Here is a 21,784-nt window from a genome sequence, read left to right on the forward strand (position 1 = left end):
CATATTCTCGCCTGATGACCGCGTTGCCACGCCGTCTTGATTTGGCCAGTTCAGCAAGGAACACTGCGGGAGGAGCCTTCTTGAGCAGTTTTTTCATGTTGTCGAGCACGCGCGCTTCTCGATCAGGCTTGCAAACGTCTTAGCCTCCGCGACGCTTGCAAGATGCTCGACCGCGTGGTAGTAGTCAAGGCACGTTGACACGCGCGCCCTGTCGATGCCGACTTCTTCGATAATCTGGTCGATCCTGTTCCATATCCATTTTGCGCCGTCGCCCAGGAACGTGATTGACTTTGCGTCCTGCGCGCCCATCGCCCTGAGCTCCGCCACCAGCAGCCGAGTGATGTCCTCCGGGCCGCCGATGGTGCCGTCGCAGCGTTCAAGTCCCTTGCGCATTTTCCGGCCCTCGGCGTCCAGTTCGTAGATGATGAACAGCTTCGGTTCACGCCAGTCGGCGACATAGGTATGATAGCCCTTGGCGGTCTTGCGCCCGCGCTTGTTCGTTCGTATGAGGACGCGCCCCCCGTCCATGGCGACCGCGAGTCTTTTTCCATCGGCCTCGTTGCTCACACGAAGACAAGCGAGCCGTCGTTCCCTCGCTTTCAGGGAAGCATGACTGACAGCCCGGCTGATCGTGCCGACGCGCTTGGCCGAAATGTCCCGGCCCCGTAAGCGCAACGCATTGGACGCCTCTTCGTAGGAGTCTCGCAGCCCTTCCAGCGTGACATCCTCGCACAAAGCGGGCGAAGCGCCGGCAAGGACGCCTAACAAAAGCAAAGCGGGAAACCTGCCTGTGCTCGCCACGCCGCGTCTACCCGTGCCGCGCTTGCGCCCGCGACGCTTCTCATTTACGGGCAGATAGTAGGCCGCGGTAATCGAGGTATACTTCCCATGCTTGAGCTGAATTAGAACTTTCCCAACGGGTGAGACTATACACCAAACAACGTGTTTACCCACGGATGGCGGTTGATTTAGGGTTTCAAGTCACTTTTCGCCCTAATTTCACCCAGTGTGGCACCACCCAAGTACTGTTTTTGCAACAAAATAATCGACATATTGCTTGAATGCGCGCTTTTTTTATAGTCTAATATATGCTATATTTAGACTATATAGAAAGGATCGCACCATGCCAATACCCCAAGCAATACTGTCGGTGAAGAGGCCCGTCAACACGGTAGTGATCGCCTATGGGAAAGACAAGAGGCTGTTCGCCGTAAGGCAGCGGATAGGATGCAAAAATGTCGAAGGCAGGCATATTCCGGTGAATGGCCCGACTATCGGGCATATCGTGGACGGACACTATGTTCCGCTTTCGTCCGATGCAATACATGATGTGGCGTTTTCCTGCGTTGACATGAAGGACTGGGCAGGCATCATTTTTTCTGAAACGGTGTTTTCTGACATCCTTCAGGAATTGCAGGCAGTGTATTCAGCTGACGATTCCCTCGCTATCTACGCCATTTCAATGCTGCGCGTGTGCACGCCCGGAATAAAGGACTTTGAACTGAAGGAGGCCTACGACGACAGTTTTCTGTCTGAACTGCATCCCGGCATCGCACTTTCAAGGAATACAGTTTCACGTTTTCTGAACAACCTTGGCAAGGCCTGCTCGAGGATAACACTTTTCATGAGGAACCGCACGGCAAAAGTCGGAATGGACCATCATCTGCTCGTGGACGGAACACTGAAATCTGACGAGTCGCGGGTCAATTCGCTTTCGGATTATTCCAGAAAAGCCATCACCAAGGGCACGCGGGACATTTCCGTCCTCTATGCGTTTGACCTTGAAAAGATGGAGCCGGTCTGCTCCAAGTGTTTCCCGGGCAATATGCTTGATCTCACCGCCTATGAGTCGTTCATAAGGGAGAATGGCATCACCAGCGGAATCATCGTCGCAGACAAGGGCTTCCCGGCGGATGCGGCAGAGCCATGCTTCAGCGAAAGGCCCGAGCTCCATTACCTGAATCCCATCAAGAGAAATTCCAAGCTGATAGAAACGCACCACCTGCTTGCGTTCAGCGCAATCCTCATGGGCCGCGAGGGTGTGACCTTCAGGAAGGAAAAGTGCATAGGGAAGAGCAAGTGGCTTTACTCGTTCAGGGATGCGGCAAGGGCGGCGAAAGAGGAGAAAGACTGGCTGCATCGCGCCCGGAAAAACAGCACGTATGATCTGGACAGCTTCAGGGAAAAGCAGAAGTCTTTTGGCACAGTGGTGCTGGAAAGTGACCTTGACCTCGCCCCAGAGATAATCTACAAGGCCTACGAGGACCGATGGGAAATAGAAATCGTGATGAGATATTACAAGTCTGCCTGTAAATTTGACGAGACAAGGGTGCAGGATGACTATTCCGTAATCGGAAGCGAGTTCTGTGACTTTCTTGCAACGGTGCTGACGTTCCGTCTGATAAATGCCTTTGACAGGGCTGGACTGTTCGAGAAGATGACCTTCAGTAAGATCATGTCAGTCTTAAGGCGCGCCAAGAAGACTAGGCTGCCCGGCGAGGAATGGCGTCTTGTCAAACTTAACCCGACACATGTGGAGCTGCTTAGGAAACTTGGGCTCCTTCCCAAACCGGAGGAGCCACCCAAAAGGAAACGTGGTCGGCCGCGAAAAGCCGTGATATAGTCTCACCCATTGGGAAAGTTCTATATAATTAACCCGGATTTTTCGTGACCCCGAAACAGAGTCTAGGTGATATCCGCTGATCCTGGTAATCAAACAGAAAGGTCAATACGATGGGCCTCTGGGAAATAATCTTCGGCAAAAAGGGCGATCCGGCTTCTTCGTCGGCACAATCAAAGCCTTCACAGGCGTCGTCCGCTGGCGGCCGTCCTTCATCGCCGGCTCCGGCTCACCCTGCGCCAAGCCTCTCATCTGCTGCTCAGGCGGACGCCCAGACCGACCGCCGCATCCGCGTCTTCATCTCCTCGACTTTCCGCGACATGATGCGGGAGCGCGACGAAATGATGGCTTATACCTGGCCGCAACTCCGCCGACTCTGCCAAGAGCGCCAGGTGGAGTTCGTTGAGGTGGATCTGCGCTGGGGCGTCACCGAAGCGCAGAGCACCCGCAAAGAGACGCTCAAGCTCTGCCTGGATGAGATCCGCGCCTGCCGGCCATATTTCATCGGCATCCTGGGCGAGCGCTATGGGTGGACGCCGCCCGCCGCCGCCTTCACGCCCGACTTGCAGGAAGAGCAGCCCTGGGTCGGAAAACTCAAGGGCCGGAGCGTCACCGAAATGGAGATTCTCCACGGCGTGCTGAACAATCCCAAGATGGCCGGCCGGGCCTTTTTCTACTTCCGCGATCCCGCCTATGCCCATAGCCGGGGAGCCGACTTCCTCTCCGAGACTCCCGCCGATGCCCAGAAACAGACTGACCTAAAGGCGGTCATCCGCACCGCCTGCACGGCGAAGAACATCCCCCTGCTGGAACCCTACGCCACGCCCAAGGAATTGGCGTCCCAGGTTCTGACCCAACTCTCCGCCGCCATCAATGCCCAATTCCCGGCCGACCAGCTTCCCGACTCGCTCGCCCGCGAAGCCAACAGCCACGAGGCCTACGCCCAAAGTCGCCGCCGCACCTACATCGGACGCCCGGAGTATTACCAGCGTCTGGACCGGCATGCCGCAGGCGATGGCGGCCCGCTCATTCTGCTGGGCGAGTCCGGCAGCGGCAAGTCCGCGCTCCTTGCTAACTGGCTCAAGCATTGGCGCGATGCCCACAAAAACGACTTCGTTTTCCAGCACTACATCGGCAGCACCGCCGACAGTGCCGACCACATTTCCTTGGTCCGCCGTCTGGCGCAGGAAATCAAACGCTGGACGGGCGACCCGGATGAAATCCCTGCCAAACCCGAGGAACTGCTGCGTGACTTTCCTCTCTGGCTCGCCAAGGCCAGGGCCAAGGCCCAGAAGGATGGCGTGCGTTGCATCCTCGTGCTGGATGCCCTCAACCAGCTCCAAGACAAAGACCAGGCCCATTCGCTTCATTGGCTCCCGGAACATTCCTTCAACGGCCCACTGCGGCTGTTCACCTCCACCCTGTCCGGCGCGGCTCAGGCGGCCGCCGAAGCCCGCCGGTGGGAGAAACTGACCGTCGAGCCCCTGAACCCCACCGAGCGCGATGGCATGATCAACCATTACCTCGCCCGCTACGGCAAGAAACTGGATGACCGTCACCGCCGGATCCTGATCGCCGCTCCCCAGACCGCCAATCCGCTCTATCTGAAGATCGTGCTGGATGAACTGCGCATCACCGGCACCTTCGAAGGGCTGGAGGCCCGCATCCGGGAATATCTGGCCGCCGCCGACATCCCCGCGCTGTTGGGCAAAGTCCTGGCCCGCTGGCAACGGGATTACAACCGCGACTGCCCCAATCTGGTCGGCCAGACCCTGGGCCTGATCTTTGCCGCCCGCCGGGGATTGGCGGAATCGGAACTGCTGGAGCTGCTCAAACCCGCCGGCCAGCCCCAACTCCCCCAGGCGCTCTGGTCGCCCTTCCGCGCCGCGGTGGATGAGTTTCTCATCAGCCGCGATGAGGTTCTGACCTTCGCCCATGACTACCTCCGCCTGGCCGTGGAGCAGGCCTTCGCCAACGACCTGGACACCCTCGACGCCCTACGCCTGCGGCTAGCCGACTACTTCGAGCCGCTGCCGCCCACCCGCCGCACCTGCGACGAACTGCCGTGGCTGCTGGACCAGACCGAATCATTTGTCCGCCTGCGCGCCTGTCTGCTGAATATTGGCCGATTTCTGCTGATTCGGGAGCGCGAGGGTCAGCAAGGAACCGAGCTTTCGGGCTACTGGGTTGCGCTCAAGGAAGAACGCGCCATGGGCCAGCCCTACCTGCAGTCCTTCGATGCTTGGGCTGGAGGCAAGGGTGAAACCACCGCCGTCTCCTACGCCGCGAATAAACTTGCCCTTTTCCTCCATCGAGCCGCGCTTCATGCGGAGGCCGAACCCCTGATGCGCCGCGCCCTCAAGATCGATGAGCAAAGCTACGGGGAGAACCATCCCTCCGTCGCCATAGACCTCAACAACCTGGCTATGTTGCTTAAGGCCACCAACCGGCTCGCGGAGGCCGAACCCCTGATGCGCCGCGCCCTCAAGATCGCTGAGCAAAGCTACGGGGAGAACCATCCGAACGTCGCCGCTAGCCTCAACAACCTGGCTCAGTTGCTTCAGGCCACCAACCGGCTCGCGGAGGCCGAACCCCTGATGCAGCGCGCCCTCAAGATCAATGAAACGAGCTACGGGGAGAACCATCCGGACGTCGCCACTAGCCTCAACAACCTGGCTCAGTTGCTTCAGGCCACCAACCGGCTCGCGGAGGCCGAACCCCTGATGCGCCGCGCCCTCAAGATCGATGAAACGAGCTACGGGGAGAACCATCCGGACGTCGCCAGAGACCTCAACAACTTGGCGGGGTTGCTTCATACCACCAACCGGTTCGCGGAGGCCGAACCCCTCATGCGCCGCGCCCTCAAGATCGATGAGCAGAGCTACGGGGAGAACCATCCGGACGTCGCCAGAGACCTCAACAACTTGGCTCAGTTGCTTCAGGCCACCAACCGGTTCGCGGAGGCCGAACCCCTTTATCGCCGCGCCCTCAAGATCGCTGAGCAAAGCTACGGGGAGAACCATCCGGACGTCGCCATTCGCCACAACAACCTGGCTCTGTTGCTTCAGGCCACCAACCGGCTCGCGGAGGCCGCCCCCCTGATGCGGCGTAGCGTGGAGATCGTCCTCAACTTCACCCGTGCCACGGGCCATCCACACCCGCACTTGCGGGGCACGTTGGGCAACTACGCCAACCTACTTAAAGCGATGGGCAAGCCGGAGGACGATATCCGCGGCACACTGGCAGATTTGGCCGGCCGCTACGGGGTCGTTATCGGAGGGGCGGGGGGGCAAACCGGAAACGCCCCCTCGCCTAAACGGCTCGCCGTGCTTGAAGAGATCATGCGCGATCAGTCGAAGTTGCAGGAGATCGCCGCTCGACTCCAACGCGACGATCCGGCCCTGTTCCAGAAACTGCTCGCGTTCTTCAAGAGCCAGCAGAATAGAAAAGGCCTTGTCGAAAGAAGGAGAAAATCATGAGCCTTTGGAGACACTTTATCGGGCGCAACGAACCGGACACGGCTACACCGCGTTCTAATCCGGCACCCGCCGATCCATCAACGCCGGCTTCAGCTCAATCCCTGTCCCCGGTTTCGCGCCCGGCCGCCGCCGCCGACCCGGGAGCGAAAGCCGCGGCCGCCAAGGACCGCGTCGTCCGCGTGTTTGTCTCCTCCACCTTCAAGGACATGGTCGAGGACCGCAACGAACTCATGGCCCGGGTCTGGCCGGCCCTGCGGAGGATCTGCCGAGGACGCGCAGTGGAATTCGTCGAGGTGGACCTGCGCTGGGGCGTGACCGAGGAGCAGTCGCAGCGCAATGAGACCCTGCGCCACTGCCTGGCGGAGATCAAGCGCTGCCGCCCCTTCTTCATCGGCCTGCTGGGCGAACGCTACGGCTGGACTCCCGGCCCGGAAGCCTTTCCCCCGGCGCTCCTTGATGAAGAAGATTGGCTGAAGAACGAGGTCGCCAAACACAGCGTCACCGAACTGGAAATCCTTCACGGCGTGCACAACGCCCCCGAGATGGCCGGGCGGGCCTTCTTCTACTTCCGCGACCCGCAACACGCCGCGTCCAAGGGCGGCGACTACCTATCAGAGGACACCACCCGGCCCACCCGCCAGGACGCGCTGAAACAGAAGGTCAAGGCGGTCTGCGCGGCCAAGCAAATCCCCCTGCGCGAGAACTACGCCGATCCCCGTGCCCTGGCGGACCTCGTGCTCACCGACCTCACAGCAGCCATTAACGCTGCGTTCCCGGCCGACCAGGTGCCCGACGTCTGGTCGCGTGAAGACCGCGATCACGAAGCATACGCCAAGAGCCGCCGCACTGACTTCTATGTCGGGCGCGATGCCTATTTCGACCGGCTGGACGCCTATGCCCGCGATGGCGCGCGAGGCTGCGCCCTGACCGTTCTGGGCGCGTCGGGCGGCGGCAAGTCCGCGCTGCTGGCCAACTGGGTAGCGCGCTGGCGCCAGGCGCGCCCCGGCGACTTCGTTTTCCAGCACTACATTGGCAGCTCCGCCATGAGCGCGGCTCACCTCGCCCTGATGCGCCGGCTGATGGTGGCCATCATCCGCTGGTGTGGTGCAGACGATCCATCCGGGGCACGAGTTTTGGAGGAAGAAGAAAGGAAGATTCCCGCCCATGCCGATGAGATCATCAAGGTCTTCCCCGACTACCTTGGTCGCCTTGCCGTAACAGCCAAGCAGAAAGGCGTTGGGGCTGTCCTTGTACTCGACGCACTCAACCAGCTCGAAGACCGCGACCGCGGCCGGCTGCTGGCCTGGCTGCCGCATCGCCTGCCCGGCGAACTGCGACTGATCGTCTCCACCCTGCCCGGCGACACCTTCGACGCCCTCCATCCGCGCGGCTGGCCCGCGTTCACCGTTGAGCCGCTCACCCCGGACGAACGCGTCGAGTTGATCGCGCGGTACCTCAAACACTTCGCCCAGGGCCTTTCCAATGATCGCGCGCGCAGGATTGCCGGCGTCGCGGCGGCCTCGAACCCGCTTTATATCAAGACCCTGCTTGACGATCTGCGCGTCACCGGCGACTACCAAAAGCTCGACCAGCAAATCGACTATTATCTCAAAGCCGCCGACATCCCCGCCTTGCTGGGCAAGATCCTAACCCGTTTCGAACACGACTACGAACGCGACCGCCCCGGGCTGGTCCGCGAGGCGCTGTCGCTGCTCTGGGCCGCCCGCCGCGGCCTGACTGAACCGGAACTGCTGGAGGCATTGAAACCGGCCGGACAGATGCAGCTGCCTGCGGCGCTCTGGTCGCCGTTACGCTGCGCGTTGGAGGATGGCCTGGTGGACCGCGACGGCGTTCTGGCCTTCGCGCACGAACACCTGCGCACGGCTGTGCAGCACAGGTACCTTTCCAAGCCCAAAACCGTGTGTGCCTTGCGCTTGCGTCTGGCGGACCTTTTTGAGGCCCGTCCAGTGGATATCCGTCAAGCCGACGAACTTCCCTGGCTGTTGTCGAAACTCGAAGCCAGAGATCGCCTGCGTACCTGCCTTCTCGATGTTGGCCGCTTCGTGCTTCTGTTTGACCTCAACGAAGACGAACTGCGACGCTACTGGACAGTAACCTTGCACGACGACAACACGCTCGCCCAGTCCTATGTTCACGCCTTCAACGTGTGGCTGAAAGCACCCAAGCCAACGGTCACGCGCGCTGCCTATGTGGCTAATCAACTTTCCCTGTTTCTGTCCTCTCTGGCGTTCCATGGGGAGGCGGAATTGTTGATGAGGACATCCCTGGAGGAGTACCGTCAAGAGTTCTCGCCAACGCACCCGAACGTCTCTCTGCGTTTGAACAATCTGGCGATCATCCTGCAGGATGCCGGTCGTCTAGCCGAGTCTGAGACGCTCATCAGACAGGCTTTGGCGATCGACGAGGTAAACTATGGCCCAGCACATCCAGCGGTTGCCAGGTGCGTCAGCAATCTCGCGATGTTGTTGCTGGAAATGGACCGCGCTTTGGATGCCGAACCATTGATGCGCCGGGCGTTGGAGATTGAGACCGCTTACTATGGCTTATCGCACCCCAACGTGGCGATCCGCCTCGACAACTTGGCCGGGGTACTTGCAGCCCTGAACCGAAGTGCGGACGCTGAGGATCTGTCGCGGCGTGCGCTGGCCATCAACGAAGTCTGTTGCGGCCCCGATCATCCTTCGGTCGCCACCGTGCTTGGCACGCTCGCCCAGTTGGCCCAAGATAATTTCCGCCTCACGGAGGCCGAAGCCATGATGGGACGCTCATTGCGGATCACGGAACGCAACTTCGGTACCGAGCATCCAAGAACCGCGGAAGACCTTCTTCGTCTCGCGACAATTCTTCAGGACATGAACCGTGGCCGGGACGTCGAGCCGCTCGTGCAGCGTGCGCTGGCGATCAATGAACGGTTCTACGGTTCCGACAGTCCCAAGCTTGCTGTCGCTCTTCTGAGGATGGCGGACCTCTTGCTTGAGGTGGATCGCGTCCAGGAGGCCGAGCGATTTGCTCAGTCGGCGTTGGCTGCCTTCAAAAAGACATACGGTGACGTCCATCCGCACGTCTCTCGCGCACTCAACACGATGGCACAGCTACACCAGCGCGCAGGCCATTTCCATGATGCCGAAACACTGTTGCGTCGTGCGCTCATGATCGATGCGGAGTCTGACAGGATCAACCGCACTGTCACTATTGGTGCGTTGTGCAATCTAGGCGTTCTCCTCAAGTTGGCAGGGCGTCTGGAAGAGGCGGAGCCCATGCAGAGGAAGTGCTTAGCGGTTCTCCAGACGCGCTTCGGCCCCATGCATCCGAAAGTTTCGATCATGCTCACCAACTTGGCGCAGCTGTTGCAGGCTACGAAACGCATTCCCGAGGCGGAGAAATTGATGCGCCAAGCCTTGTCGATCGACAGGCAGCGTCTGAACCCCAACCACCCCCAGACAGCGGTTTCCCTAAACAACCTGGGCCAACTTTTGAGGATGACTGACCGGGTCGTTGAAGCCGAGCCTCTCTTACGGCAATCGGCTGAGGTTTTGGAGAGTTGCTATGGGGCTGTGCATCCGAAAGTGGCCATCGCGTTAAACAATCTGGGCGCTGTGCTCATATCCCTGAACAGGATGCCGGAAGCTGAAGCGCTCATTCGGCGTGCCTTGAAGATGGACGAAAGCCAATCTCCGCCGAACCTGATGAACATGCCCTACAAGTTGCTGCCGCTTTCCTTTCTCCTGCACAAATCGGGACATACGCACGAATCCGAACTCTATGCTGAACGCGCCTTGTGCACCTCGTTGGAATTCTCACGTCAGGCACGGTGCTCTCATCCATGCACGAGATCGGCTGCTGATAACCTTGCCGGCATTCTTCATGCGAACGGCGTCTCAAGAGTCGACATCATTGAGAGGCTTCGTACGACATATGAGCGGTTTGGGTTAAATTTTGACGCCTAAGTCCGAGCAAAGGCCATCCGCAGGCGACCGTCTCCGTCCCTCACGCCCCTGCCAGCAGCGTCCCCAGCAACGCATCCACCCCTCCGGCGCGCCCGTATGTGGTTCAACTCGGGCTCGTGCAGCCGAGACGCGTCGCATATCTCATTCAAGCTGCCCGAGCGGGTGATCTGGCCATAGAGCAGGGCCAGCACGTGGATTGTGCAGGCGAACGACCTGATGTCCGCCTGCGCCTCCCGCGCGATCTGGTCGGGTAGCCCCACTGGACGATCTGCCACAGGGGGGTTAAAGCTCATCTCGCAGGCCTCGCGGTAGTGTGGTCACGCGCCTTGGTTTGTATTCTTGCGCCTGTAGGCTACAGGCAGACGGCACCGATGTCAGTACTCGTCTTTTGCGGATTGCGCGGGTTGACACTCAAGCCCCTACCGTGTACAATGATGGCCAACGATGTGATGTTGGAGTGGTTCCGCCATCGCCTATGGGACGCTAGTGAAAGAAGGCAGGTTGTCATGAGTGGCTTGCGGTGTGACAAATGCGGTTCGTCTGACCGGATCTCAGGGATTGAGAATGTACCAGAAGACATGAGGCCGTTTGTGCGCGGCGAAGTCGTAATCACGATGAATCCGCTGGGCATTTGTGGTGAATGCTACGCGGTCCTTTGTGGCAAATGTGCTGACCACGGTAAGTGTTCCGTGTGCGGCGCGCCCTATCCGCTCCTTGGAGCTTGTCCATCAACTGCACCAGACGATCCTGCGAAACGGGCAAAGTGGAGGAAAGTCCGCGACATGCAATTAGGCGGTATAGGACGCCCAGATGATTCCGAAAAGAAGTGGTGGCAGTTCTGGAAGTGAGAATGCTGTATAGCTTCAGTCGAAACAGGACCACAAGCGGATTTTGCATGAGGAAACTTTCCTGCTCGCGGTTATGTTGAAAGGCGGAACCAGAGGAAGTCACCTGAACTGGCTCTGCAGATTCAGCGCCAAAGTGAAGTACGGTATCATCAAGAAAGCGCATCAGCCTGGGGCAGCATCGCGGAACTGTGCCGTCGACACGGCATTTCTGCCAGCACGATTTATCGCTGGGAGGCTCAGCTGCGAGCAAGAGCGAAGGACGGACTCGTGGACAGGAGCGGGGGCAAGGAGAGGGCCGCCGAAGCCGAAATTGAGCGGTTACAGGCCGAATAGGCCAAGAATAACGCGGCTGGACTGGCAGATGGCCGACCAGGGCGTGGCTCACCTGAGCGAGTCGGCCGTCTACCGCATCCTTGACTCGGAAAACCTGCTCAGCCGCTGAGCGGCCCCCTGTCGCGGTACGGGCGATGCCCCGCCACCGCCAACTGCGCCGCATCAGAGGTGGCACACCGACATCATGCACCTGCGTGTGGGCAATACCTGGTACTTTCTGGTGAGCTTCATTGATGCCTACAGCCGTTACATCGTGCACTGGCGTCTGCTGCCAAACATGACCGCCGAAGAAGTTGCTCTGGTGCAGCTTGAGGCACTGGAGAAGTACCCCGACGTCAAACCCCAGATTGTCAGTGACCACGGCAGCCAATACACGAGCCGTGAGTACCGGAAACTGCTTGAACGCTCCGAACTGGAGCATATTCTCTGTCGCGTTGCCCACCCACAGTCCAACGGCATCATTGAGCGTTACCACCGCAGCACCCGCGCGGCCCTGCGCGAAGAGTTGCCACCACACTATCTGGCAGCCCTGGACGTCATTGCCGCCTGGGTCGACGACTACAATGAACGCCGCCTGCACGCCGGTCTGCGTTATATTGAGCCTGCCGAGTACTTTCGTGGCGATCCCAAACGCCGCATGGCGGAACGGCGAGCAAAACTCGAACGCGGGCGATTGTACCGCCGCCAAATCAACCTGGCCCGAGAGGGCCGGGACGTCAGATCATTGAACAAGTCAGAGTTACCCACAGTCGGAGCCGCCGCCTATGGATAACCCTCGTCGCGCGACCAGGAGGTCTCCTAATTCAAAATGAGCCACTGGTCCTATTTCACTTGAAGCGCTACAGATAGCCATGCCCTACGACCTTTTCATCGCTTACTCTCGCCGGGACAACGCATGTGGGCGAATCACGGAATTCAAGCAGCGGATTGAGGCATTGCGAAAGGAATGAACGTATCATGCAATCAACCCCCCGAACGAAAACAGCAAAAACCGATAACAACAAAGCACCAGTCACGGCGCCGAATCCTCATGTTCCTTGCATGCGCGATCAGATTATCAACCAACCTTATCGCGTTTTCATCAGCTATAACCACAGCGACTCGCATTGGCTGGACATATTGATTCCCCATCTCCGTTCGATCGGCGTTTTTCCCGTCGTCGACCATCAAATCCGAATCGGTGAACCCTTCGCAGATGAAATCAAAGAGATGATCGAGTGCTCTCACGTTTTCATGCCCCTGATTACCAGTGCGGCCAACAGGCGGCTGTGGGTCCAGCAGGAAATTGGCTACGCCTCGGCCCTGCATGTTCCCTATTGCCCCATCCTGTTTCAGGATCAGAAGGGAAACGCCGAAGCCAGCGGAATGACCAGCCAAGTCCAAGGCGTTGTTGTCCCGTTCCACATCTGCTCATCCGCCAAGCGGGACAGCGAGTTCCGCACATTATTGGAGAACCGACTAACCTATTCTGTCATAGACAGCATCGTCGACAGCGCCAAACACCAGATGGCGCGCGTCAAGCAGGCAAGCTACTTCCTTGACCGTCAACAACTCCTTCTGGGGCTTACCCAATCCGCTTATAGGGACAGCTGTCGTTTCCTTTGCAAAAAAGGCATGCCGAATACTAATCGTTTCGACGAGAACCCGTGGAAACTCCGCATTTCTGCCGCCTATGGCTCCTTCAGCATCCCTGACAGGCCGTTGGGCCACACCGTCTGGCGGGAACGCGATCCCGGAAGATTCCAGTCCTCATCCGAGAGGGCGCTCTTGCGCACCGAACGCCAACTGCTTGAGAAATACGCCCAGCGTTTCGGCTGCGACCTGTTTATTGACCCTTGGGCGCCCACGCGCGAGCCGAACGGCGTGGAAATGAAACACCCGCCGCTCCAACGCGCGATTCGGTTGCAGCTCCTGATCGACTTCATCCGCAGTATAACGCCCGACAAGCTTCGCGTAATCGTGGTAGACAGGAACAACATCTGCCTGCGCAACACGAACTTAATCATCGTGGGCGATTGGTTTTCGGCGGAAGCGGTCGTCCCGGTCTCGGCGACAGGCGGCTACGAGCACACCTCGTTCACCCGGCGTGCGCCCACCGTCCTCAAGGAGATTGACGCGTTTGACCACTTTTTCAACGATTACCTCAACGACATCAGCGCAGGCAAAAAGCTTTCAACAAAACAGCTCAACGAGCAGGCTATCGCCAGCCTCACCGACATGCTGAATGTAGCCCTTGCAGAAGTCGAAGACCAACCGCATTTGAACACCGTTTGGGAAGACCAGCTGAAATGGAAATTTCCCGCAGGATTCCCCAAGTCGTAGAGAAGGCCTCACCCCGATGTTCTACAACCCGTATCTGGCAAGTCACAGCATTGATGCGAACACACAAAACAAATTGGTTCAGGCTTGGAACCATATTCACGCAAACCACCTGGATGCGGCTGAGGCGATCCTAAGCGCATGGCATCGCCATCAGCATGGACAGCCGGGGTCGGGCTTTCGACATCATCTTTATCGAGCGCTTCTGGCGCAGTCTCAAGTATGAATGGATGTACCTTCACTCGTTTGACAACGTCTTCAGCATGAAGGCCAGCCTGGCTGAATACATCGACGCATACAACAAAAGGCGGCCGCACGAGGCCCTCGGCTACCGGACGCCGGATGAGTGCTACACTTCCGCCCCCTGCGGGGCGGACTTCAATTTAGGGCTGCTCAGCCGCTCTCCTGCGGAGATGCGGCCGGCGGCTTCGCAGCCAAATGCCTGCGTGAATCTCTGAGTCCACTGATAATTCGTTAGTTTTTGTCCTTGACTTGGGGTCCACTTCAGCTGTCGATAATCCAGACAGGTATCCAAACTTGCATTTTGCGCGAGGACTGACACAGTACTTTTCAGTGGATTCATGTTACATCCTATGGTTGCTTGCAAGGCTACCATTAAGATGCCGTGAATCCATTTTTTACTAACTCACCGTCAAGTTATGGGACGGCTGTAATACTTTTCAGCAAATGATGCTATCGGTCAACACGTACATGCAGAGGAACTGCCCGTTCGCTGCAACGGACATTCATGCTGGTTTCATATCAGTTCCATTTCTGCTCAAGCACTGCAAATTGGTTTTCAGTCATGTCAGTCGCGGAATTAAGCATGTATGACAGCGATACGAAGAAGGAGATGAAGCGTATGGCAAAGCGAATTCTGGTGACGGGTGACTTTGTTCTGGATAACCATGTTTACGAGGGGCAGCGGCAGAACTTCTGTGATAAACAGGTAGGGGTTCGAGTGGTGCGTCAGCTTGGGGGCGCGGCGCTTGTCCATGATCTGCTTTCGGCGCTTCTCGGGGAAGGTGCGAAGACAAGCCTGGACCTTGGCGTCAAGCTGCCAACCGGCGTGGACAAGATTCGACCGGAGCTGGTGCCGGACACATGCCAAGCCTATGCATTTTGGAAGCCATTTGACAAGGTATGGCGTACGGAGTCGGGGATGGGGTTCGGGGGGGATTGCTCGAAGGGTGCTCCGGATGTCAAATGGCCTCCCTACAAGGTCGCAGAGCAAGCGCCCGAGGTGCTGGTATTGTGCGATGGCGGGCTCGGGTTCCGTGACAGTAGTGAGAACTGGTCAACGCGGGACCTGGATGCTGCGGAGTTCATCGTGCTCAAGTCCACCGCGCCCCTACAGAGAGGTGCGCTCTGGGAGAAGCTGGTCCAGCCGGAGTATGCCGGGAAGCTGGTGATCACGGTTGGCGCGTCGGATCTGCGTCGATCTGATGCGCTGGTGAATAGGGGCATGTCCTGGGAGGATACCCTCGAGAGCCTGGCGTCGGAGCTGGCGCCGGGAGGCGATCTCGAAGCCCTTACGAAGTGCCGGCACCTGGTCATCGCGTTCGAATCCGAGGGTGCCCTCTGGATTGACATCGGCGGGCCCCCCGGTGTGAACACCGATACCCTAGACAGGGTCCGCTGCCAGTTTGTCTACCGGACCGACAGCATCGAAGGCGAACAGCGGAAGAACACCAAGGGAACAGCATTCGGCTTCCTGTCCTGCATCACGGCGGCCGTTGCCTGGCATCTCGCCAAGGGTGCATCGCTGGACATGCCGCGCGCTATGGAGGGAGGCCTTTCGGCAATGTCCAGACTTCTGCTGGATGGGCATGGACCGAGCAGCCGACCGGGGAACGGTTTCCCTGTCGAGCGGCTTGCCAAGTGTATCAAGAACGTCACCTGCGCCTACTCGCGGGCCGTGTTCCAACTAACCGATGTGTGTCATGGCCTGACATGCCCAATGGGTGCCTCTGCAGCCGGAGCTGCACCCCAACCTCAGGGATGCTGGAGTCTGTTGCGCACGATGCTGTTGTCCAGCGGCTCAGCCTGCACCGACCCAGCAGATGACCTCGCAAAGCGCGTGGTGGAAGACGGTATGATTGCGTTGGCGAATGTTCCGCATCTGCGCAAAGGCTTGCTGTTCAGTGTGGACAGGCGGGAGATCGAGGGGATGCGCGGCATCTCCGGGATCGTCCAGGAGTACCGCGACAAGAAGGGGGCCAAGAAACCGCTTTCCATTGGCGTGTTTGGCCCTCCGGGTTCCGGGAAGTCATTCGCTGTCGAAGAGATTGTCAAGGCCGAGCTGGGTGAAAAGGTGCCGTTTCTCGAATTCAACCTCTCGCAGTTCAACGATGCGGAGGATCTGATCGGGGCTTTTCATCAGGTGCGTGATGAGGTGCTCAAGGGCGAGACACCGGTGGCCTTTTTCGACGAGTTTGACGCACAGCAGTACAAGTGGCTGCAGTACCTTCTGGCTCCGATGCAGGACGGCTCTTTCCAGGATGGCCAACTCACGCATCCGATAGGCAAGAGCATCTTCATCTTCGCGGGTGGCACAAGTCTGTCGTTCCAGACCTTCGGTCCTCCCGATCCGGACACCCTCAAAACAAAACCAACGCCAGAGGAAGAAGAGGCCTACAGCCAGTTCAAATTCGCCAAGGGCCCCGACTTCCAGAGCCGATTGGATGGGTTCATCAACGTCAATGGCCCCAATCGGCGCGTCTTGCCCGAAGAGCGGGACAAACAGGTTACGGATCCCTGCGATATCTTCTTCCCGCTTCGCCGGGCGTTTATCATAAGGGGTGAGTTCCGGACCAAGCCGGCGCAGAAGCTCGATCTGGACGACGGCTTGCTGGAAGCCCTGATCAGGGCAGACGGATACCGGCATGGTTCGCGCTCGCTCAGCAAGGTCCTCGATCCTCTCAAGTCGCATCTCAAGCAAGCCGGTGGCCGGCTCCTCCGCTCGCTGATTCCGCCGCGCGATCTTCTGAACTTGTACACGAACGCGGACGAGTTTATGCGTTTATGCCGTTCGGTTCCGCCGCACCGACCTGTTGATCCCTTGCTGACGGATCCTGCCAAACTGGAGAAAGTCGCCAAGGCCATCCACGACACATGGGAGAATCTGGGCGTGGCCGAAGGCTGGCGAAAACCGGCGGATGCCGTTTCCTTCTCCGACCTGTCCGCATTCTACCACGGCTCCAACATCGCCGCGGCCAAGCGGATCCCCGCCGTTCTCGCGTTTGCCTCGCTCAAACTGGTGGACGGAAAGAACACGCCGGACGAACGCGAACGCATCTGCTGCAAAATGGAGTACCACCTCGAACTCATGGCCGAGAACGAGCACGACCGCTGGATGGAGTGGCATCTGTCACAAAATTGGCGCTGGGGAGAGCAGAAGGATCCGGCGAAATTGACCGAAGAGCCTGAGATCAAGACACACCCGTGCCTGATACCTTACTCCGAACTGAGTGACGAGGAGCGCAACAAGGACCGCAATTGCATCCGGCACTATCCTGATTTCGCGGACGCCGCCGGGATGAAGATCGTGGATGCATAAACGACCTGATCCTTGGCTATAGTGGCGAACAAGTACAGCGGGCGCTCTTGTCTCGGCGTAGCTTTGCGAAGACGGAACGAGCCGTCTGGAAGAAGATTTACGACTATCCCAAGGGGGTTGCAGACTTGAGCAAGTGAGGTCATCATGAACGACGAGGAATCACGAAACGCCGTCCTTGCCCTCTTGCGCCGGCAGGGCAAGGTTAGGAACAGCGAGGTGCTCGCTTTGCTCGGAGGCCGACAGGACTTGTTCGGCAAGATCCGCGAGGATCTGCTGTTCGAGGAACTGGCCGAGGATGTCCATGGGCTCGGCCTGCGCTACACCGGCCCCGCCGCGACGCCGGCGACGGGCGCCGGACCGGTCAGGCTCTTCCTCAGCTACGGCCGCCGCGATGCCGCCGACCTCGCCCAGAGGCTGGAGAAGGACCTGAAGGACAAGGGTTACAAGGTGTGGCGTGATATTCGGAAAATCAAGCCGGGTACGGACTTTGGGGCAGAGATTCTCGACGGCCTGCGCAGCGCGCAGATCGTCATCGCCCTGATGACGCCCCATTCCACGCGCACCACGAGGGACGCGGATAGCCCGGATTCCGTGGACAGCGTCTGCCTGGGCGAACTGGCCTACGCGCTCTTCAACCCGCCCCCGCACCCGGTGGTGCCGGTTATGGCGCAAACCTGCGAGCCGCCGCTGTCGATCTTTCACCTCGACTACGTGGACCTCCGCCGCTGGCAGGACAGCGAGGATCAGTACCAAGCCGGTCTCCAACGGCTGATCGACGGCATCGAGGCCGCCCGGCGCGGCGAGAAGCGATACCGGTCGTGGCATCACCTGCTCGCCCCCTTTGATTTTGCGGGCTTCCTGCACGCCAAGCGGGACCGTTTCACCGGCCGGCAGTGGCTCTTCGACAAGATCGATGCCTGGCGTCAGGCCGGGCAAGGACGCGCCTTGCTCATCAAAGGCGACCCCGGCACGGGCAAGAGCGCCGTGGTGGCGGAACTGGTGCACCGCAACCCCGGCGGCCAGGTGCTGGCCTACCACTGCTGCCAGTGGGATGTGGGCGATACCCTCGAACCGTGGCGCTTCGTCCGCAGCATCGCGGCGATGCTGGCGAGCAAGTCGGAGGATTACGCCGCTCTGCTGGCCGATCCGGCGATCCGCGACACCCTCTCGGAGGAATCGTGCCGGCGCGACCCGGAAAGCGCCTTCGAGCGCGGCGTGCTCGATCCGCTTCAGCGCCTGCACGCGCCCGAATCGAGCACCCGGTACCTGCTGGTGGACGCGCTCGACGAAGCGCTGGGGCTCCCGGAGGGCGAGAAGACCATCGTCCAACTGCTGGCTAGCCGTCTCGACCGGCTCCCGCCTTGGCTGCGCATCGTGGCCACCACGCGCAAGGACCCGCGCGTGCTCGACAAGCTCCAGGGCCTGCGGGCGGAGGAGATCGAGGCCCAGTCCGAGGACAATCTCGCCGACTTGAAGGTGTTCATCCGGGCGGAGCTTGGCAGCCCCGACTTCGCCGGGCAAGCCCGCGCGAGCGGCCTCCCTCCGGAAACCCTCGTCGCCCAGCTTGTCGACAAGAGCGGCGGCAACTTCCTCTACGTGCGCCAGGCCCTGGAGGCCATCCGGACGCAGGACGCCTCCTTCGCCGGGCTGCGGGATCTGCCTCCCGGACTCTCCGGGCTCTATGCGTTGCGCTTCGGCAGTCTTTTCCCCACCGAGGCGTCCTTCGAGCCCCTGATTCCCCTTCTGGAGGCGATCTGCGCGGCGCGCGAACCGGTGGGCCGGGCGGTGCTCGCCGCTGTGGCCGGGTTGGACGACGAACGTGCCGTCGAGCGCCGTCTGGTCCGCATGGCCGGTTATCTCGCCCGCCGCAGCGACGCCCAGGGTCGCCCGCTCTTCGCGGTCTACCACAAATCCTTCGCCGAATGGCTCACCGATCCCGAACGCGAAGTTCAACTGCACTGGGTCTCGGTCGCCAAGGGGAACCACCGGTTTGCGGAGTGGTGCCTAAGCGAATACCGGCGCGGCCCCTTGAAAATGAATAACTATGCGCTGCGGCATGTCGTAGGCCATCTCCTTGCCGACAAACGCTGGGACGATCTCATCGGCGACGAAGCCACCCCCGGCCCGCTGACCGATCTGCTCTTCATCCAGGCCAAATGCGAGGCGGGATTGGTCCATGACCTGATGACCGACTACAACGCCGCGCTGGCTGCCCTGCCCGAGTTCCGCGAGGAGAATGAACGCAACCGGCAGCGCGATGCGGCCATGGCTGCCTACCACCAGGCGTTGCGCGAATATGCCGTCGCCCGCTGCGACTGGTGGTTTGCGAAAGAACGCGGCGAGACACGCCCCGAACCGCCCTATCCACCGCTGCCGGAGGCGTTGCGGGAGCAAATCGAAGGGGCGATTCCCGAGGACTCCTCCCCGCGCGCCGCCCGCCTCCGGCACTTCGCGAACTTCGTGTCGGGGAATCTCGCGCTTTTGTCGCAATCTGGACAAGACACCTTGCCACTCGCCTACAACTGGGCGGATTCGGGGCCGGTGTCCGCTCAAGCCGAGAATCAGATTGCGACCACCACGGAACCTTGCCTCCGCCGCTCGCCTCGCCCGCCCGCGCCTCTTCGTCCACAATGCCTGCGCACGCTCGAAGGCCACAGCGGCGAGGTCTTGAGCGTGAGCTTCAGCCCGGATGGCCGCCGCGCGGTCTCGGGGAGTAATGACCAGACCGTCCGGGTCTGGGACCTGGAGACCGGTGCGTGCCTGCGCACGCTCGAAGGCCACAGCGGCTGGGTCGGGAGCGTGAGCGTCAGCCTGGATGGCCGCCGCGCGGTCTCGGGGAGTGTTGACAAGACCGTCCGGGTCTGGGACCTGGAGACCGGTGCGTGCCTGCGCACGCTCGAAGGCCACACGGAGCAAGTCGCAAGCGTGAGCGTCAGCCTGGATGGCCGCCGCGCGGTCTCGGGGAGTTGGGACGAGACCGTCCGGGTCTGGGACCTGGAGACCGGCGCGTGCCTGCTCACGCTCGAAGGCCACACGGAGCCAGTCGCAAGCGTGAGCGTCAGCCCGGATGGCCGCCGCGCGGTCTCGGGGAGTTGGGACGAGACCGTCCGGGTCTGGGACCTGGAGACCGGCGCGTGCCTGCGCACCCTCGAAGGCCACACGGAGCAAGTCGCAAGCGTGAGCGTCAGCCTGGATGGCCGCCGCGCGGTCTCGGGGAGTTGGGACGAGACCGTCCGGGTCTGGGACCTGGAGACCGGCGCGTGCCTGCGCACGCTCGAAGGCCACACGGAGCAAGTCGCAAGCGTGAGCGTCAGCCTGGATGGCCGCCGCGCGGTCTCGGGGAGTCGTGACCATACCGTCCGGGTCTGGGACCTGGAGACCGGCGCGTGCCTGCGCACGCTCGAAGGCCACACGGACCAAGTCTGGAGCGTGAGCTTCAGCCCGGATGGCCGCCGCGCGGTCTCGGGGAGTTTTGACAAGACCCTGCGGGTCTGGGATCTGGAGACCGGCGCGTGCCTGCGCACCCTCGAAGGCCACAGCAGCGGGGTCAAGAGCATGAGCGTCAGCCTGGATGGCCGCCGCGCGGTCTCGGGGAGTGTTGACAAGACCGTCCGGGTCTGGGACCTGGAGACCGGTGCGTGCCTGCGCACCCTCGAAGGCCACACGGAGCAAGTCGCAAGCGTGAGCGTCAGTCCGGATGGCCGCCGCGCGGTCTCGGGGAGTCGTGACCATACCGTCCGGGTCTGGGACCTGGAGACCGGCGCGTGCCTGCGCACACTCGAAGGCCACACGGACGAGGTCTTGAGCGTGAGCTTCAGCCCGGATGGCCGCCACGCGGTCTCGGGGAGTTGGGACGATACCGTCCGGGTCTGGGACCTGGAGACCGGCGCGTGCCTGCGCACGCTCGAAGGCCACAGCGTCGGGGTCAGTAGCGTGAGCGTCAGCCCGGATGGCCGCCGCGCGGTCTCGGGGAGTGGTGACCAGACCGTCCGGGTCTGGGACCTGGAGACCGGCCAATGCCTGCGCACGCTCGAAGGCCACGCGGACTGGGTCTTGAGCGTGAGCGTCAGCCCGGATGGCCGCCGCGCGGTCTCGGGGAGTTTTGACAAGACCGTCCGGGTCTGGGACCTGGAGACCGGCCAATGCCTGGCGGTCTATCAAGCCGGGGCTTCCGTATCATCGGTGGCTTTCTCTCCCGACGGCGAGCGCATCATCTGCGGCACAAAAGACGGCCAGATGCACTTCCTCACGCCGGTCAACTTCCCGCCGTCCGGTCCGCCGCTGATCACCGCCGTCCGGCTCTGGCGCTTCGGCGAGGCTACAAAACAGCCCGACGGCACCGTCCTCTCCGCCCCCGGCCGCTGGGACGACCATCTCACCTGCCGCTGCCTTCATTGCGGCAAGCTGTTCGAGCCAACTGAGCCAGTTGTGGAGATCGGAAGGGAAGGCGCTCAGGATATCCGCAAGGGCCTCTGGCTCCCCGCCTCCGCCTACGCCAATCCGCGCCTCCTCGCCCCCTGCCCGCACTGCGGCGGCGCCTTGAAGTACAACCCGTTTGTGGTGGATAGCGGATAGAAGATCGTGGATCGAACGGCCTGTCTCTCTCCACCCACCGTCCTGACCTCTAACCTCTAACCTCTAACCCCTGTCATCCTATG

9 protein-coding genes and 1 pseudogene are annotated in these 21,784 nt (G+C 60.6%); 9 read left to right on the forward strand and 1 reads right to left on the reverse strand.

Annotated features, from left to right (window positions below; translation table 11 throughout):
• Positions 1 to 93: 93 nt before the first annotated feature.
• On the reverse strand, positions 94 to 954 hold the full coding sequence (locus J3R75_RS17870) for a hypothetical protein (RefSeq protein WP_307264554.1): 861 nt from the start codon (positions 952 to 954) through the stop codon (positions 94 to 96).
• Between the two features lie 169 nt (positions 955 to 1,123).
• On the opposite strand from J3R75_RS17870, the gene J3R75_RS17875 reads away from it, so the two are divergent.
• The 9 genes and pseudogenes from J3R75_RS17875 to J3R75_RS17910 all read left to right on the forward strand — a co-directional run bounded on the left by J3R75_RS17875 (position 1,124) and on the right by J3R75_RS17910 (position 21,701).
• A complete protein-coding gene (locus tag J3R75_RS17875) occupies positions 1,124 to 2,623 on the forward strand; it encodes a transposase (protein ID WP_307264556.1) in 1,500 nt (499 codons plus the stop codon).
• Between the two features lie 110 nt (positions 2,624 to 2,733).
• Complete coding sequence (locus J3R75_RS17880) at positions 2,734 to 6,099, forward strand: tetratricopeptide repeat protein (protein ID WP_307264559.1); 3,366 nt, start codon at positions 2,734 to 2,736, stop codon at positions 6,097 to 6,099.
• On the forward strand, positions 6,096 to 10,067 hold the full coding sequence (locus tag J3R75_RS17885) for a tetratricopeptide repeat protein (protein ID WP_307264562.1): 3,972 nt from the start codon (positions 6,096 to 6,098) through the stop codon (positions 10,065 to 10,067). Before J3R75_RS17880 ends, J3R75_RS17885 begins: the two co-directional genes overlap by 4 nt.
• A gap of 968 nt (positions 10,068 to 11,035) precedes the next feature.
• Positions 11,036 to 11,248, forward strand: a complete 213-nt coding sequence (locus J3R75_RS19940; protein ID WP_370882409.1) for a helix-turn-helix domain-containing protein — start codon at positions 11,036 to 11,038, stop codon at positions 11,246 to 11,248.
• A gap of 163 nt (positions 11,249 to 11,411) precedes the next feature.
• Positions 11,412 to 12,020, forward strand: a pseudogene (locus tag J3R75_RS17890) (transposase); the annotation flags it as partial.
• A gap of 185 nt (positions 12,021 to 12,205) precedes the next feature.
• On the forward strand, positions 12,206 to 13,570 hold the full coding sequence (locus J3R75_RS17895; protein ID WP_307264565.1) for a toll/interleukin-1 receptor domain-containing protein: 1,365 nt from the start codon (positions 12,206 to 12,208) through the stop codon (positions 13,568 to 13,570).
• 149 nt (positions 13,571 to 13,719) lie between these two features.
• Positions 13,720 to 14,025, forward strand: coding sequence for an integrase core domain-containing protein (locus J3R75_RS17900; RefSeq protein WP_307265555.1), 306 nt, complete (start codon positions 13,720 to 13,722; stop codon positions 14,023 to 14,025).
• Positions 14,026 to 14,393: 368 nt separating this feature from the next.
• Complete coding sequence (locus J3R75_RS17905; protein ID WP_307264568.1) at positions 14,394 to 17,126, forward strand: RyR domain-containing protein; 2,733 nt, start codon at positions 14,394 to 14,396, stop codon at positions 17,124 to 17,126.
• 144 nt (positions 17,127 to 17,270) lie between these two features.
• Complete coding sequence (locus J3R75_RS17910) at positions 17,271 to 21,701, forward strand: TIR domain-containing protein (RefSeq protein ID WP_307264571.1); 4,431 nt, start codon at positions 17,271 to 17,273, stop codon at positions 21,699 to 21,701.
• The last annotated feature ends 83 nt before the right edge of the window (positions 21,702 to 21,784 follow it).

The organism is Oligosphaera ethanolica (genome assembly GCF_030814695.1).
Classification (GTDB): domain Bacteria; phylum Verrucomicrobiota; class Lentisphaeria; order Oligosphaerales; family Oligosphaeraceae; genus Oligosphaera; species Oligosphaera ethanolica.

What these genes read in the sequence shown, in the direction of transcription:
- J3R75_RS17875 (WP_307264556.1), top strand. Translation starts at nt 1,124, where the DNA reads ATGCCAATACCCCAAGCAATACTGTCGGTGAAGAGGCCCGTCAACACG.
- J3R75_RS17880 (WP_307264559.1), top strand. Translation starts at nt 2,734, where the DNA reads ATGGGCCTCTGGGAAATAATCTTCGGCAAAAAGGGCGATCCGGCTTCT.
- J3R75_RS17885 (WP_307264562.1), top strand. Translation starts at nt 6,096, where the DNA reads ATGAGCCTTTGGAGACACTTTATCGGGCGCAACGAACCGGACACGGCT.
- J3R75_RS17895 (WP_307264565.1), top strand. Translation starts at nt 12,206, where the DNA reads ATGCAATCAACCCCCCGAACGAAAACAGCAAAAACCGATAACAACAAA.
- J3R75_RS17905 (WP_307264568.1), top strand. Translation starts at nt 14,394, where the DNA reads ATGTATGACAGCGATACGAAGAAGGAGATGAAGCGTATGGCAAAGCGA.
- J3R75_RS17910 (WP_307264571.1), top strand. Translation starts at nt 17,271, where the DNA reads ATGAACGACGAGGAATCACGAAACGCCGTCCTTGCCCTCTTGCGCCGG.